Genomic DNA, 15,059 nt, shown 5'->3' with positions numbered 1-15,059 from the left:
CGCGCTAGGCGATGACGATCGGGAGGGCCATGCGCTCATGGTGGCACACGTCACGCCCGGCGTCAGCCCCGTCCACCTCGCGGGACGGGGCCGACGCGCGGCCGTCAGACCAGGCGGTGCATCCAGCCGTGCGGGTCGGCCGCACGGCCGTACTGGATGTCCGTCAGCCGCTGGCGGATGCTCTGCATGACGGGGCCGGCCTCGCCGTCGCCCACGGTGACGTCGAAGTCACCGCCCGCGAGCCGGCCGATCGGGGTCACGACCGCCGCGGTCCCGCAGGCGAACACCTCGGCGACGCTGCCGTCGCGCAGCCCGTCGAGCAGCTCGGCCAGCGGGATGTCCCGCTCGGTGACCTCGCGGCCGTCCTCGGTGAGCAGCTGCAGGATCGAGGAGCGGGTGACGCCCTCGAGGATCGAGCCGGTGAGCCGTGGGGTGGACACCGAGCCGTCGGCGCCGACGACGAACACGTTCATGCCGCCGAGCTCCTCGAGCAGCGTGCCGGTCGCGGCGTCCAGGAAGCACACCTGCTCGCAGCCACGGGCGTAGGCCTCCTGCTGCGGGAGCAGGCTCGCGGCGTAGTTGCCGCCGCACTTGGCGGCGCCGGTGCCCCCGGCCGCGGCGCGCGAGTAGTCCTCGGACACCCAGATCGACACCGGCTTCACGCCTCCGGCGAAGTACGAGCCGACCGGCGAGGCGATCACGAGGTACTCGGCCTGCATCGACGGCCGCACGCCGAGGAACGCCTCGGAGGCGTACATGAACGGCCGCAGGTAGAGGCTGGTCTCCTCCCCCGACGGCACCCAGTCGACGTCGGTGCGCACCAGGGCGGTGACCGACGCGAGGAAGTCCTCGGTCGACAGCTCGGGCAGCGCGAGCCGCCGGGCGGAGCGCTGCAGCCGCTCGGCGTTGGCCTGCGGGCGGAACGTCCAGACGGAGCCGTCGGCGTGCCGGTACGCCTTGAGGCCCTCGAAGATCTCCTGGGCGTAGTGCAGCACCGCGGTGGCGGGGTCGAGCAGCAGCGGGCCGTACTTCTCGACCCGGCGGTCGTGCCAGCCCAGGCCCTGCGTCCAGGAGACGCGGGCCATGTGGTCGGTGAACACGGTGCCGAACTTCGGCGTGGCGAGCAGCGACTCCCGCTCGGCGTCGGGCGTCGGGGTGTCGGTGGGACGGACCTCGAAGGACGAGCCGAGGTCGGTCGTGTCGGAGATGCTCATGAGTCTGCGGCCTTTCACCAGGAGTCTGATCTGACGGTACCTGGGCGACGGCCGGGGTGGGACGGGCGCGGGACGCAGCGCTGCGCCCCGAGCGGGCGGCGACTAGCCGGCGATGCGCGCGGCGAGGTCCTTGCCCACCTCGGCCGTCGACCGTACTCGGCCCCCGCGCTCCGCGACGTCCGCCGCGACGGCGGCCTCGACGCGGGCCGCGGCCTCGCGCTCGCCCAGGTGGTCCAGGAGGAGCGCGACGGACAGCACCGTCGCGGTGGGGTCGGCCTTGCCCTGCCCGGCGATGTCCGGGGCGGAGCCGTGGACGGGCTCGAACATGCTCGGGGCGGTGCGGTCCGGGTTGATGTTGGCGGACGCGGCCAGGCCGATGCCGCCGACGATCGCGCCGGCGAGGTCGGTGAGGATGTCGCCGAACAGGTTGTCCGTCACGATGACGTCGAACCGGGCCGGGTCGGTGACCAGGAAGATGGTCGCCGCGTCCACGTGCAGGTAGTCGACCGTCACGTCCGGGAACTCGGCGTTCACGGCCTCGACGGTGCGCCGCCACAGGTGGCCGGCGTGCACGAGGACGTTGTGCTTGTGCACGAGCGTGAGCTTGCGGCGGGGGCGGGCGTTCGCGCGGGCGAACGCGTCGCGCACCACCCGCTCGACGCCGAACGCGGTGTTGACGCTGACCTCGTTGGCGATCTCGTGCGGGGTGCCCACCCGGATCGCGCCGCCGTTGCCGACGTACGGGCCCTCGGTGCCCTCGCGGACGACCACGAAGTCGACGTCGCCCGGGTCCGCCAGCGGCGAGGCCACGCCCGGGTACAGCTTGGCGGGGCGCAGGTTCACGTAGTGGTCCAGGGCGAACCGCAGCTTGAGCAGCAGCCCGCGCTCCAGCACGCCGGACGGCACGCTCGGGTCGCCGATCGCGCCGAGCAGGATCGCGTCGTGCGAGCGGATCGCCTCGAGGTCCGCGTCGGTCAGCGTCTCGCCGGTCGCGTGCCAGCGGCGCGCGCCCAGGTCGAAGTCGGTCGTGGTGACCGTGCTGCCCGAGCCGGACAGGGCCGCCTCCAGGGCGAGGAGACCCTGCTCCACGACCTCGGTGCCGATGCCGTCACCCGCGACGACGGCCAGGTTGATGCGCTGCGCCATGCTCTCCACCCTAGTGAGTCGTCTTACGAACCGGGACGACCGTCTCAGGCCTCGGACGGAGCGGGAGACGGGCCCCGGTCGCCGGGACGCGGGAACAGCAGCTCGAACCGCTCGACGACGACCGGCGTCGCGTCGGTGAGCTCCGCGCCCAGCGCCGCCAGCACCGGAGCCCAGGAGCCCTCGCGCTCCGCACGCCAGGACGCGAGCGTCCCGTCGCCCTCCCCCTCGGCCGCCGCGACGTCCTCGTCGACCTCGCCGAACGGCACCGTCTCCACCCGCGTGGTGCGGATCAGCGCGCCCGGCCGGCCGGCGGCGTCGGTGACGATCGACAGGTCCCCCTTGACGGGCAGCGGCTCGTCGGCGAGCTCGAACTCCGGCAGGGCCGTCGACGTGGCGGTCTTGGTGCCGTCGAGCACGAGCGCGAGGGCGGCGTCCGCGAGGGCGGGCTCGTCCCCGAACGCCCAGGACGGCGGCACCAGCGACCCCGCGATCCCCGGCCCGGTCACGGCGGCGACCCGCATCACCCCGGCCCGGACCCGGGCGACCTCCCAGAACCGGAGGATCTCGTCGGGGTGCGTGCTGTCGGCGGCGGCGTCGTCGGTCATGCGCCCCATCCTCCCGGACGCGAACAGAAACCACGACGCCGAGATAGGACCGTCCCGCCGAGATAGGACCGTGGACGGTCCTATCTCGGCGCGGAGGTCCTATCTCGGCGCGCGGGCGTCGAGCAGCCGGCGGGTCAGCGCGCGGCGGAGCCCTCGACGTAGTCCGTGTCGGACGGCTTCACCCAGGCGAACAGCTTGCGCAGCTCGCGGCCCACGGGCTCGATCGGGTGGTTCTGGCCCTTCTCGCGGAGCTCCTTGAACTCCGGCGCGCCGGCGTCCTGGTCCGTGATGAACCGCTCGGCGAAGGCGCCGTTCTGGATGTCCGCGAGGACGGCCTTCATGTTCTCCTTCACGTCGGGCGTGATGACCCGCGGGCCGGAGACGTAGTCGCCGTACTCGGCCGTGTCGGAGACCGACCAGCGCTGCTTGGTGATGCCGCCCTCGAAGATGAGGTCGACGATCAGCTTCAGCTCGTGCAGCACCTCGAAGTACGCGACCTCGGGCTGGTAGCCGGCCTCGGTCAGGGTCTCGAAGCCGTACTGGATCAGCTGGGACACGCCGCCGCAGAGGACGGCCTGCTCGCCGAACAGGTCGGTCTCGGTCTCCTCGGTGAACGTGGTCTTGATGCCGGCGGCGCGCAGGCCGCCGATGCCCTTGGCGTAGGACAGCGCGAGGTCCCAGGCGGAGCCCGACGCGTCCTGCTCGACGGCGACGATCACCGGCACGCCGCGGCCGTCGACGTACTCGCGGCGCACGAGGTGGCCCGGGCCCTTGGGGGCGACCATGACGATGTCGTGGCCGGCCTCGGGCTTGATGTAGCCGAACCGGATGTTGAAGCCGTGGCCGAACACCAGCGCGGCGCCCTCGGTCAGGTTCGGGGCGATCTCGTCGCGGTAGATGTGCCGCTGCACCTGGTCCGGCGCGAGGATGACGACGACGTCGGCGCCCTGGACGGCCTCGGCCACCGTGGCGACCTTGAGGCCCTCGTTCTCCGCCTTGGCGCGGGAGGCCGAGCCCTCGCGGAGGCCGACGGTCACGTCGACGCCGGAGTCGCGCAGGTTCAGCGCGTGCGCGTGCCCCTGGCTGCCGTAGCCGATGACGGCGACCTTCTTGCTCTGGATGATCGACAGGTCGGCGTCGTCGTCGTAGAACAGCTCAGCCACGATGGTTCTCCTTGTGTGTGCGGGGTCGTGCGGACGGACGGATCAGGCGGACCGGCTGACGCGCTCGAGCGCGCGGTCCGTGATGGAGCGGGGCCCGCGGCCGATGGCCACGATGCCGGACTGGACGATCTCGCGGACGCCGAACGGCTCGAGCGCCGCGAGCAGCGCCGTGAGCTTGCCCGGGCTGCCGGTCGCCTCGATGGTGACGGTGTCCGGCACGACGTCGACGACGTGCGCCCGGAACAGCTCGACCACCTCGAGCACCTGGGTGCGGACCGGGCCCTCGGCGCGGACCTTCACCAGCAGCAGCTCGCGCTGCACGGAGGCGGCGTCCTCGAGCTCGACGATCTTGATCACGTTGATCAGCTTGTTCAGCTGCTTGGTGACCTGCTCCAGCGGCAGGGCGTCGACGTCGACCACGACGGTGATCCGGGAGATCTCGTCGTGCTCGGTCGGGCCCACCGCGAGGGAGTGGATGTTGAACGACCGGCGGGCGAACAGGCCCGCGACGCGGGTCAGCACGCCGGGCTTGTTCTCCACGAGGACGGAGAGGGTGTGACGGCTCATGTTCTCTTCCTCAGTCCTCGCGGTCCCACGCCGGGGAGATGCCCCGGGCGTACTGGATGTCGTCGTTGCTCACACCGGCGGCGACCATCGGCCACACCATCGAGTCGCGCGACACCGTGAAGTCCACGACGACGGGCTGGTCGTCGATCTCCATCGCGCGCTTGATCGTGGCGTCCACGTCGGCGGTGGTCTCGCAGCGCAGGCCGACCGCGCCGTAGGCGTCGGCGAGCTTCACGAAGTCGGGGACGTGGATGGTGCCGTGGCCGGTGTGCAGGTCGGTGTTCGAGTACCGGGACTCGTAGAACAGCGTCTGCCACTGCCGGACCATGCCGAGCGAGGAGTTGTTGATCACCGCGACCTTGATCGGGATCTCGTTGATCGTGCAGGTGGCGAGCTCCTGGTTGGTCATCTGGAAGCAGCCGTCGCCGTCGATCGCCCACACGGTGCGGTCGGGCTGGCCGACCTTCGCGCCCATCGCCGCGGGCACCGAGAAGCCCATGGTCCCGAGGCCGCCGGAGTTCAGCCAGGAGTTCGGCCGCTGGTACTTGATGAACTGCGCGGCCCACATCTGGTGCTGGCCCACGCCGGACACGAAGATCGACTCCGGCCCGGACAGCTCGCCGATCCGGGAGATGACGTGCTGCGGCGCCAGGTGGCCGTCGGTCGGCTCGTCGTAGCCGAGCGGGAACGTCTCCCGCCAGGAGTCGATCTGCTGCCACCAGGCCTCGAGGTCCGGCTTGCCGTGCTGCACCTGCTCGCGGGCGAGCTCCGGCAGCAGGTCGGCGATGACCTCGCGCAGGTCGCCGACGATCGGCACGTCCGCCGCGCGGTTCTTGCCGATCTCCGCGGGGTCGATGTCGGCGTGCACGATCGTCGCGTTCGGGGCGAACGACGACAGCTTGCCGGTGACCCGGTCGTCGAACCGCGCGCCGAGCGCCACCACCAGGTCGGCCTTCTGCAGCGCGGCGACGGCGGCCACCGTGCCGTGCATGCCCGGCATGCCGAGGTGCTGCGGGTGGGTGTCGGGCAGCGCGCCGCGGGCCATGAGCGTGGTGACCACGGCGGCGCCGGACTCGTCGACCAGGCGGCGCAGCTCGGCGGACGCGCCGGAGCGGATCACGCCGCCGCCGACCATCAGCACCGGACGGCGGGCCGTGGCCAGCAGCCGGGCGGCCTCGCGGATCTGCTTGCCGTGCGGCTTGGTCACCGGGTGGTAGCCCGGCAGGTCCAGCTGCTGCGGCCAGGTGAAGGTGGTGTCCGTCTGCATGGCCGACTTGGCGATGTCCACGAGCACCGGGCCCGGGCGGCCGGTCGACGCGATGTGGAACGCCTCGGCGATCGTCCGCGGGATGTCGTCGGGGTCGGTCACCAGGAAGTTGTGCTTGGTGATCGGCAGCGTGATGCCGACGATGTCGGCCTCCTGGAACGCGTCCGTGCCGATCAGCGAGGCGCCGACCTGACCGGTGATCGCGACCAGCGGGATCGAGTCCATGTTCGCGTCGGCGATCGGGGTCACCAGGTTGGTCGCGCCCGGGCCCGAGGTCGCCATCGTGACGCCGACCTTGCCGGTGGCCTGGGCGTAGCCGGTGGCCGCGTGGCCGCCGCCCTGCTCGTGCCGCACGAGGATGTGCCGGAGCCGGGTGGAGTCCATCAGCGGGTCGTACGTCGGCAGGATCGCGCCGCCGGGGATGCCGAAGACGACCTCGGCGCCGGCCTCCTCCAGCGAGCGGACGATCGACTTGGCGCCGGTGACCTGCTCGGTGACGACGGGGCGCGGCGGCGCGGCGGGTGCGGCGAGGCGCGCCGGCTCGCGCGCCTCGGTGGCGCCGGCGGGCGCTGCGGCCGCGGCCGCCCTGCGGGGCGGTGCCGGGTGGGGGCCCTGGACCATCGGTGTCTCCTGCGTCTGTGCGGGTGGAGCGGGTGCTGCTGCGACCGGGGCCGCGTGGGTGCCGCGCGATGCCTCGCCGGCACGAAAAAACCCCTCGAGCCCAGGGAACCGGGTCGGTCGAGGGGTGCGCGCGCGGGCGATGCCTTCCGTGCGTGGCGTCAGCCGGCGCGCTCGGGAAGTACTACGAGGAGGAGGTTCGTCCGCATGGCACGTGACACTACGCCGCGCGTCGAGCGGTGTCACGCCCACCCTGGTCCGTCTCACATCGTGGTGCACGAGTCCACCACGTGATCGGTACCGAGTCGTGACCGGCCACGCCGCCCGCGTCCCGGCGCGCCGGGGGTCCGCCTCCTAGCCTCGTGCGCATGACGCGATCCCGCACCGCCCGCCGCCCGCTGCTCGCCGGCACCGCCGTCCTGGCGCTCGGCCTCCTCGCCGCGTGCGGCTCGGGCGACGACACGGCGGGCGACCCGGCGACCACCGCCGCGTCCCCGTCCGCGCCCGCCTCGACGACGACCGCCACGCCCGTCCCGTCCGCATCGCCCACCGGTGGCACCCAGCCGGACGACGCCCAGGCCGACGACGCCGCGCCGCCGTTCCCGGCGGACACCAGCCCCGACACCGTGGACCCGTCCTCCGACGCGACCCTCACCGTCACCGACGTCCGCGTCGGCCACCACGCCGGCTACGACCGGGTGGTGTTCGAGCTCGGCGGGACCGGGACGCCCGGCTGGCGGGTCGAGTACGTCGACGCGGCCGTCGAGGACCCGACCGGCGAGACCGTCGAGGTCGCCGGCGACAGCGCGCTGCAGGTCGTCCTCACCGGGACCGCGTACCCGCACGACACCGGGCTGACCGAGTTCCCCCTGCGGCAGCCCGTGACCGCCGCCGGCACCACGGCGGTCACCGAGGCCGTGCTGCTCGGCACGTTCGAGGCGCAGACCCAGGCGTTCGTCGGCGTCACCGGCGAGCCGCGCCCGTTCCGGGCCTACCTGCTCCCGGACCCGGTGCGCGTGGTGGTCGACGTGCAGCAGTGACGGGAGGCGGCGGGCTCAGGACCGCCGCACCACCCGGGCCTCCCACGGCCGCAGCGTCGTCGGCTCCCCGGCGTCGGCGTGCGTGCCGAGCACCAGCTCGCCCCAGCCGCCGTCGCGCGCGAGCGGCCAGGCGTCCCCGAGGTCGACGACCCGCTCCTCCCCCGACACGTTGACGACGACCAGCAGCGCGTCGCCGTCGAGCTCGCGGGTGTACGCGTACACCTGCTCGTCCTCGGGCAGCAGCATCGTGAAGTCGCCGAGCGCCACGACCGGGTCGGCGTGCCGGAGCTCGATCAGCCGCCGGTGGTGGTGGAACACCGACTCCGGGTCGGCGCGCTCGGCGGCCGCGTTGATCTCGACGTGGTTCGGGTTGACCGCGAGCCACGGGGTCCCCGTGGTGAACCCCGCCTGCGGCGAGTCGTCCCACTGCACCGGCGTGCGCGCGTTGTCCCGGCTCATCGCCGCGAGGCCCGCGAGCAGCTGCTCGTCGGTCGCCGACGCGAGCGTCCGGGCCTGGGCGACGTGGTTGACCGACTCGATGTCCCGGTACTGGTCGAACCGCGTGAAGTGCGCGTTCGTCATCCCGAGCTCCTCGCCCTGGTAGACGTACGGCGTCCCGCGGTGCAGGTGCAGCAGCGTGGCGAGCGCCTTCGCCGACTCCCGGCGATGCTTCCCGTCGTCTCCGAACCGGGACACGACGCGCGGCTGGTCGTGGTTGTCCCAGTACAGGCTGTTCCAGCCCGCCTCGGCGAGCCCCGCCTGCCACCGCCCGAACGTCGCCTTGAGGTCGGTCAGCCGCAGCGGCTTCGGGTCGAACTTGCCGCCGGGGCCGTGGTCCAGGCCGACGTGCTCGAACTGGAACACCATGTCGACCTCGCGCCGGGCGGGGTCGGTGTACCTCCGCGCCTCGTCCAGCGTGACGCCCGGGGTCTCGCCCACGGTCAGCAGCCGGTCCGCCCGGCCCTCGAACACCTCGCGGTGCATCTCGTGCAGGTACTCGTGCACCCGCGGGCCGTCCGTGTAGTGCGCGCTGCCGTCGCCCCACACCCCCGCGACCACCGGCCCGTCCGGCAACGCGGTGTCCTTGGAGATGAGGTTGATGACGTCCATCCGGAAGCCGTCGACCCCGCGGTCCAGCCACCAGCGCATCATCGCGTAGACGGCCTGCCGGACCTCCGGGTTCTCCCAGTTGAGGTCGGGCTGCTTCCGGCTGAACAGGTGCAGGTAGTACTCCCCCGAGGCCTCGTCCAGCTCCCACGTCGACCCCGAGAAGAACGAGTGCCAGTTCGTCGGCTCCGCCCCGGGCTGCCCGGGCGCCATCCCGTCGCGCGGCGGCCGCCACCAGTACCAGTCGCGCTTCGGGCTGTCCGGCCCGCTCCGGCTCTCGGTGAACCACGGGTGCTCGTCGGACGTGTGGTTGACGACCAGGTCCATGAGCAGCTTCATGCCCCGCTCGTGCAGCGCGGCGATGAGCTCGTCCAGGTCCGAGAGCGTGCCGAACGACGGGTCGACGTCCTGGTAGTCGCTGATGTCGTAGCCGTTGTCGTCCTGCGGCGAGCGGTAGATCGGCGACAGCCACACCACGTCGACACCCAGGGCGCTCAGGTGGTCGAGCCGCGAGATGATCCCGCGCAGGTCGCCGACGCCGTCGCCGTCGGAGTCCTGGAACGACCTCGGGTAGATCTGGTAGACGACGGCTCGGGTCCACCACGGCGCATCTTCGACGGTCCAGCCCATGCGGACCACCCTGTCACGTGCGCCGGGGCGGCGCAGGGGACGTCGGTCGTCCCCGGGGCCGCCCCGGCGCCGCGCTCAGATCAGCACCGCCCCCGTCGACGCCGACTGCACGAGCTTCGCGTACTTCGCCAGCACGCCCCGGGTGTACCGCGGGGGCAGCGGCGCCCAGCCGACCCGGCGGGCGGCGAGCTCCTCCTCCGGCACCAGCAGGTCGAGCGTCGCGTTCGCGACGTCCAGCCGGATCCGGTCGCCGTCCTGCACGAACGCGATCGGGCCCGCGTCCACGGCCTCGGGCGCGACGTGCCCGACGCACAGCCCCGTCGTGCCGCCGGAGAACCGGCCGTCGGTGAGCAGCAGCACGTCCTTGCCGAGCCCGGCGCCCTTGATCGCGCCGGTGATCGCCAGCATCTCGCGCATCCCCGGGCCGCCCTTGGGTCCCTCGTACCGGATGACGACGACGTCGCCGGCCTGGATGGTGCCGTCCTCCAGCGCGTCCAGGGCGGCGCGCTCGCGCTCGAACACCCGGGCGGTGCCCTCGAACACGTCGGTGTCGAAGCCGGCCGACTTCACCACGGCGCCCTCGGGGGCCAGCGAGCCGTCGAGGATCGTGATGCCGCCGGTGTGGTGGATCGGGTTGTCCAGCGCGCGCAGGATCTTGCCGTCCGGGTCGGGCGGGGCGACGTCGGCGAGGTTCTCCGCGACGGTCTTGCCGGTGACCGTGAGGCAGTCGCCGTGGATCAGGCCGGCGTCGAGCAGCGCCTTCATGATCACCGGGACGCCGCCGATGCGGTCGACGTCCGCCATGACGTACCGGCCGAACGGCTTGAGGTCGCCCAGGTGCGGGACCTTCGCGGCGACGCGCTTGAAGTCGTCCAGCGTCAGGTCGACCTCGGCCTCGTGCGCGATCGCCAGCAGGTGCAGCACCGCGTTGGTCGAGCCGCCGAACGCCATGACCACGGCGATCGCGTTCTCGAACGCCTCCTTGGTCATGATCTGCCGCGCGGTGATGCCCTTGCGCAGCAGCTCGACGACGGCCTCGCCGGACCGCATCGCGAAGTTGTCCCGGCGGCGGTCCGCGCTCGGCGGGGCGGCGGAGCCCGGCAGCGACATGCCCATCGCCTCGGCCACCGACGCCATGGTGTTCGCGGTGTACATGCCGCCGCAGGCGCCCTCGCCCGGGCAGATGGCGCGCTCGATGCGGTCCAGGTCGCCCTTGCTCATCAGGCCGCGGGAGCACGCGCCGACCGCCTCGAACGCGTCGATCAGCGTGACGTCCTTCTCGGTGCCGTCCTCGAGCTTCACCCAGCCCGGCATGATCGAGCCCGCGTAGAGGAACACGCTCGACAGGTCGAGCCGCGCGGCCGCCATCAGCATCCCGGGCAGCGACTTGTCGCAGCCGGCCAGCAGCACGGACCCGTCCAGGCGCTCGGCCTGCATCACCGTCTCGACGCTGTCCGCGATGATGTCGCGGCTCACCAGCGAGAAGTGCATGCCCTCGTGGCCCATCGAGATGCCGTCCGACACCGAGATGGTGCCGAACTCCAGCGGGTAGCCGCCGCCGGCGTGCACGCCGCTCTTGACCGCCTGCGCCAGCCGCTGCAGCGACAGGTTGCAGGGGGTGATCTCGTTCCAGGAGCTCGCGACGCCGATCTGGGGCTTCACCCAGTCGTCGTCGCCGAGCCCGACGGCGCGGAGCATGCCGCGCGACGCCGTGGCCTCGATGCCGTCGGTCACCTGCCGGGAGCGCGGCTTGATGTCGATGTCCGGGGTGTTCCCGCCCGTGGTCGTCATGAGCAGACTCTAGGCGCGAGCGGCGCGACGCGCCCCTGACGTGCCGGGGCGCGCCGCGCGGCGCTCGGGTGGTGCTGCGTCAGCCGCGGCGGAGGCGGCTCACGTCGCGGACCGCGCCGCGGTCGGCGGACGTCGCCATCGCCGCGTACGCCTGGAGGGCCGGCGACACGTAGCGGTCGCGGTCGACCGGCTGCCACGGGTTCTCGCGCGCCTCCATCTTGGCCCGGCGGTCCGCCAGGACCTCGTCCGGCACGTTCACCCGGATCAGACGGGTCTCGACGTCGATCTCGATCTCGTCGCCGTCCTCGATCAGGCCGATCGTGCCGCCCGCGGCCGCCTCGGGGCTGATGTGGCCGACCGAGATGCCGCTCGACCCGCCGGAGAAACGGCCGTCGGTGATGAGCGCGCACACCTTGCCGAGCCCCCGGCCCTTGATGAACGACGTCGGGTAGAGCATCTCCTGCATGCCGGGGCCGCCGGACGGGCCCTCGTAGCGCACGACGACGACGTGGCCCGGCTCGACCTCCTTGCGCAGGATCTTGTCGACCGCCTCGTCCTGCGACTCGCACACCAGCGCGCGCCCGACGAAGTGGAAGACGTCCGGGTCGATGCCGGCGGTCTTGATGATGGCGCCGTCCTCGGCGAGGTTGCCGCGGAGCACCGCCAGCCCGCCCTCGACGGTGTAGGCGTGCGCGACGTCGCGGATGCAGCCGCCCGCGCCGTCGGTGTCGAGGGACTCCCACACGTTCGACGTCGAGAACGCCTGGGTGGTGCGGACGCCGCCGGGGGCCGCGTGGAACAGGGCCACGGCGCGCTCGGTGGCCTTGCCGCCGCGCACGTCCCAGTCGTCCAGCCACGCGCGCAGCGTCGGGGTGTGCACGCTGGTCACGTCGTGGTCGAGCAGGCCACCGCGGTCGAGCTCGCCGAGCAGCGCGGGGATGCCGCCCGCCCGGTGCACGTCCTCCATGTGGTAGTCCGGGTGGTTCGGCGCGACCTTGGCCAGGCACGGCACCCGGCGGCTGATCGCGTCGATGTCCTCGAGCGTGAAGTCGACCTCGGCCTCCTGCGCGGCGGCCAGCACGTGCAGCACCGTGTTGGTCGAGCCGCCCATGGCGACGTCGAGGGCCATCGCGTTCGCGAACGCGGCGCGGGTCGCGATGCCGCGGGGCGCCGCGGTGTCGTCCTCGTCGTCGTAGTACCGGCGGGCCAGGTCGACGATCGTGCGGCCGGCCTCGAGGAACAGCTCCTTGCGGGCGGCGTGCGTGGCCAGCGTCGAGCCGTTGCCCGGCAGCGACAGGCCGAGCGCCTCGGTGAGGCAGTTCATCGAGTTGGCGGTGAACATGCCGGAGCAGGAGCCGCAGGTCGGGCAGGCGTTCTCCTCGACCGTGGCCAGCGCCTGGTCGGAGACGTTGTCGTCCGCCGAGTAGTTGATCGCGTTGATCAGGTTGAGGTGCGTCTTCGCGACGCCGTCGGCGATCACGGCCTTGCCGGCCTCCATGGGACCGCCCGACACGAAGATCACCGGGATGTTCAGGCGCAGCGCCGCGTTGAGCATGCCGGGCGTGATCTTGTCGCAGTTGGAGATGCACACCAGGGCGTCGGCGCAGTGCGCCTGGACCATGTACTCGACCGAGTCGGCGATCAGGTCGCGGCTGGGCAGCGAGTAGAGCATGCCGGCGTGGCCCATCGCGATGCCGTCGTCGACCGCGATGGTGTTGAACTCCTTGGCGACGCCGCCGGCCTCCTGGATCGCCGACGCGACGAGGTCGCCCATGTCCTTGAGGTGCACGTGGCCCGGGACGAACTGCGTGTACGAGTTCGCGATCGCGATGATCGGCTTGCCGAAGTCCTCGGAGCCCATGCCGGTGGCGCGCCACAGGGCGCGGGCACCGGCCATGTTGCGGCCGTGGGTCGAGGTACGAGAGCGCAGAGGACGACTCACGCTGGGGCTCCTTCGGACGAGCAGGGCGCCACCGCGGCGGCGGCGTGGCCGTCACGGTACGTCCGCGCACGTCACGGTGCGTCGGGCGTCCGTCCTGTGATCGACCGAGGGGCGAGACGCCTCAGCCCTTCCCGCGGGCCTGCCAGGTGCAGACGCAGGCCTCGTTGCCCTCGGGGTCGGCCAGCACCCAGAACGCGGGCGCGCGCCGGTCGGACAGCAGCGTGCCGCCGGCCGCGAGCGCCGCCGCGACCCGGGCCTCAGCCTGGTCGTGCGGCACCGTGACGTCGACGTGGATGCGGTTGCGCTGCGGGCGCGGGGCGTCCATCTGCTGGAACCAGTAGCCCGGTCCGAGCGAGCCGGGGTCGGCGAGCGCCGGGTCGTCCGGGTCGGTCCCGGGCTCCGGCTCGTACCCCAGCACCGCGCGCCAGAACGGGGCGACGCGCGGGATGTCGAGCGCGTCGATCGCGATCTCCTGCGAGGTGAGCGAGGCGGGGTCGCCGCTGACCCCGAGCTCGTCCGCCGCCGCCGAGACGGCGTCCGCGAGCGCCAGGTCCGCCTCGGTGAGCCCGTGCACCGACCACGTGGTCGTGCGCACCTGGACCACGCCCGGCCGCAGCGTCACGTCCGGGGCGGCGCCGACCCGCTCGGCCGCGGCGGCCACCCGGGCGACGAGCGCCGCGCCGGTCGCGAGGTCGGGGACCCGGAAGGCGGCCTGCAGCCACAGCAGCAGCACCCGCCAGTGCCGGGCGTCGACCCGCTCGGTGGCGGCGCCGGGCCCGATGACACGCTCCGCTGCGTTCTCCATGCCCCGACCCTCCCACGCCCCACCGACACGCCCCACCCCACCCCGGCCGCCCGCCGCCCTCGCCCGCCGCCCCTGATCGCCGACCTCGGTCGCCGAGATAGGACCTCCGCGCCGAGATAGGGCCCTGCCGCGTCCTATCTCGGCGGGACGGTCCTATCTCGGCGAGAGAGGGCGGGTCGGGCGGGTCGTGCGGCCCGGGTCGGCGGGCGCGGGCGAGAGGGCTTGCGGTTGACGCTGCGTCAACGCCTACCGTCGAGCAGCGACGGCGGAACGACCGCCGTCGGCGACAGGACGGGCGGACGGGATGACCGGCACGACGGGCACGGAGCGGTGGACCACCGCCGAGGTGGTCCGGCTGTCCGGGGTGACGTCCCGGACGCTGCGGCACTACGACGCGATCGGGCTGCTGCGCCCGGCCGGCACCGCGCCGGGCGGGCAGCGGGAGTACGGGCGCGCGGAGCTGCTGCGGCTGCAGCAGGTGCTCGTGCTCCGGGAGCTCGGCGTCGGGCTGGCGGTGATCGGGGACATCCTCGACGCGGCCGCGCCCGGCGGGGGTGCCCGGGGCGCGGACCCGGCGCGCGTCCAGGCCGACCGGCTGCGCGAGCACCACGCCGCGCTGCTCGCCGAGCGGGACCGGCTCGACCGGCTCGCCCGCACCGTCGCCGCCACCATCGAGTCCCTGGAAGGGGGCACCGACATGCCCGCCGAGGAGATGTACGAGGGCTTCGACCACCGCCGGTACGAGGCCGAGGCGCGCGAGCGCTGGGGCGACGCGGCCGTGGACCGCAGCACCCGCGCGTGGGAGGACCTGTCCGTGGACGAGCGCGAGGCGCACCGCCGCGAGGGCGAGGCCGTGAGCACGGGGCTGGCCGCGCTGCTGGCGGCCGGCACCCCGGTCGCCGACCCGGCCGTCCGCGACCTGGTCGCCCGGCACCACGCCTGGGTGGCGCTGTTCTGGACCCCGGACGCCGAGGCGTACCGGAACCTGGCGGCGATGTACGTCGACGACCCGCGGTTCGCGGCCACGTACGACGCGGTCGCGCCCGGGCTCGCGGTCTACCTGCGGGACGCCGTCGACGCGCACGCCGACGCGGTCGCGGGCGGCTGACCGGGATCGCGAAGGTCGGGACCAACGGCCCATTCGCGGGCCGGGCCGCGGGGGCA

Annotated in this window: 12 protein-coding genes; 2 read left to right on the top strand and 10 right to left on the bottom strand. The window is 73.2% G+C overall.

The window, feature by feature from the left end; all coding sequences use genetic code 11:
• Positions 1-104: 104 nt before the first annotated feature.
• The 6 genes from J5O08_RS04745 to J5O08_RS04720 all read right to left on the bottom strand — a co-directional run bounded on the left by J5O08_RS04745 (position 105) and on the right by J5O08_RS04720 (position 6,583).
• Positions 105-1,214, bottom strand: a complete 1,110-nt coding sequence (locus J5O08_RS04745) for a branched-chain amino acid aminotransferase (protein ID WP_218705701.1) — start codon at positions 1,212-1,214, stop codon at positions 105-107.
• Between the two features lie 102 nt (positions 1,215-1,316).
• Positions 1,317-2,360, bottom strand: a complete 1,044-nt coding sequence (locus tag J5O08_RS04740; protein WP_218705700.1) for a 3-isopropylmalate dehydrogenase — start codon at positions 2,358-2,360, stop codon at positions 1,317-1,319.
• Positions 2,361-2,404: 44 nt separating this feature from the next.
• Positions 2,405-2,965, bottom strand: coding sequence for an ASCH domain-containing protein (locus J5O08_RS04735; RefSeq protein ID WP_218705699.1), 561 nt, complete (start codon positions 2,963-2,965; stop codon positions 2,405-2,407).
• Positions 2,966-3,099: 134 nt separating this feature from the next.
• Positions 3,100-4,128 carry a ketol-acid reductoisomerase gene (ilvC, locus tag J5O08_RS04730; RefSeq protein WP_147796003.1) on the bottom strand — a complete coding sequence of 343 codons (1,029 nt, stop codon included), beginning with the start codon at positions 4,126-4,128 and terminating at the stop codon, positions 3,100-3,102.
• A 42-nt stretch (positions 4,129-4,170) separates the two neighbouring features.
• The gene (ilvN, locus tag J5O08_RS04725) at positions 4,171-4,695 is read right to left on the bottom strand and encodes an acetolactate synthase small subunit (protein ID WP_147796002.1); all 525 of its coding nucleotides are present in this window, start codon (positions 4,693-4,695) and stop codon (positions 4,171-4,173) included.
• Between the two features lie 10 nt (positions 4,696-4,705).
• The gene (locus tag J5O08_RS04720) at positions 4,706-6,583 is read right to left on the bottom strand and encodes an acetolactate synthase large subunit (RefSeq protein WP_217613840.1); all 1,878 of its coding nucleotides are present in this window, start codon (positions 6,581-6,583) and stop codon (positions 4,706-4,708) included.
• A gap of 365 nt (positions 6,584-6,948) precedes the next feature.
• On the opposite strand from J5O08_RS04720, the gene J5O08_RS04715 reads away from it, so the two are divergent.
• Entirely contained in the window at positions 6,949-7,620 is a 672-nt protein-coding gene (locus J5O08_RS04715) for a hypothetical protein (protein WP_218705698.1), read from the top strand.
• Positions 7,621-7,635: 15 nt separating this feature from the next.
• Here the strand turns inward: J5O08_RS04715 and J5O08_RS04710 are convergent, their stop codons facing one another.
• The 4 genes from J5O08_RS04710 to J5O08_RS04695 all read right to left on the bottom strand — a co-directional run bounded on the left by J5O08_RS04710 (position 7,636) and on the right by J5O08_RS04695 (position 13,895).
• Positions 7,636-9,357, bottom strand: a complete 1,722-nt coding sequence (locus tag J5O08_RS04710) for an alpha-glucosidase (protein WP_218705697.1) — start codon at positions 9,355-9,357, stop codon at positions 7,636-7,638.
• A gap of 75 nt (positions 9,358-9,432) precedes the next feature.
• A complete protein-coding gene (ilvD, locus tag J5O08_RS04705; RefSeq protein WP_218705696.1) occupies positions 9,433-11,148 on the bottom strand; it encodes a dihydroxy-acid dehydratase in 1,716 nt (571 codons plus the stop codon).
• Between the two features lie 79 nt (positions 11,149-11,227).
• On the bottom strand, positions 11,228-13,045 hold the full coding sequence (gene ilvD, locus J5O08_RS04700; protein WP_374225929.1) for a dihydroxy-acid dehydratase: 1,818 nt from the start codon (positions 13,043-13,045) through the stop codon (positions 11,228-11,230).
• Positions 13,046-13,211: 166 nt separating this feature from the next.
• Positions 13,212-13,895, bottom strand: a complete 684-nt coding sequence (locus tag J5O08_RS04695) for a VOC family protein (protein WP_218705694.1) — start codon at positions 13,893-13,895, stop codon at positions 13,212-13,214.
• 304 nt (positions 13,896-14,199) lie between these two features.
• Here J5O08_RS04695 and J5O08_RS04690 point away from each other — a divergent pair, with 304 nt between their 5' ends.
• Complete coding sequence (locus tag J5O08_RS04690) at positions 14,200-15,003, top strand: MerR family transcriptional regulator (RefSeq protein WP_218705693.1); 804 nt, start codon at positions 14,200-14,202, stop codon at positions 15,001-15,003.
• The last annotated feature ends 56 nt before the right edge of the window (positions 15,004-15,059 follow it).

Source organism: Cellulomonas sp. PS-H5, assembly GCF_019265565.1.
Lineage (GTDB): Bacteria > Actinomycetota > Actinomycetes > Actinomycetales > Cellulomonadaceae > Cellulomonas.
The sequence above is the reverse complement of the archived record's forward strand: the minus strand, read 5'-3'. Positions and strand labels throughout refer to the sequence as shown.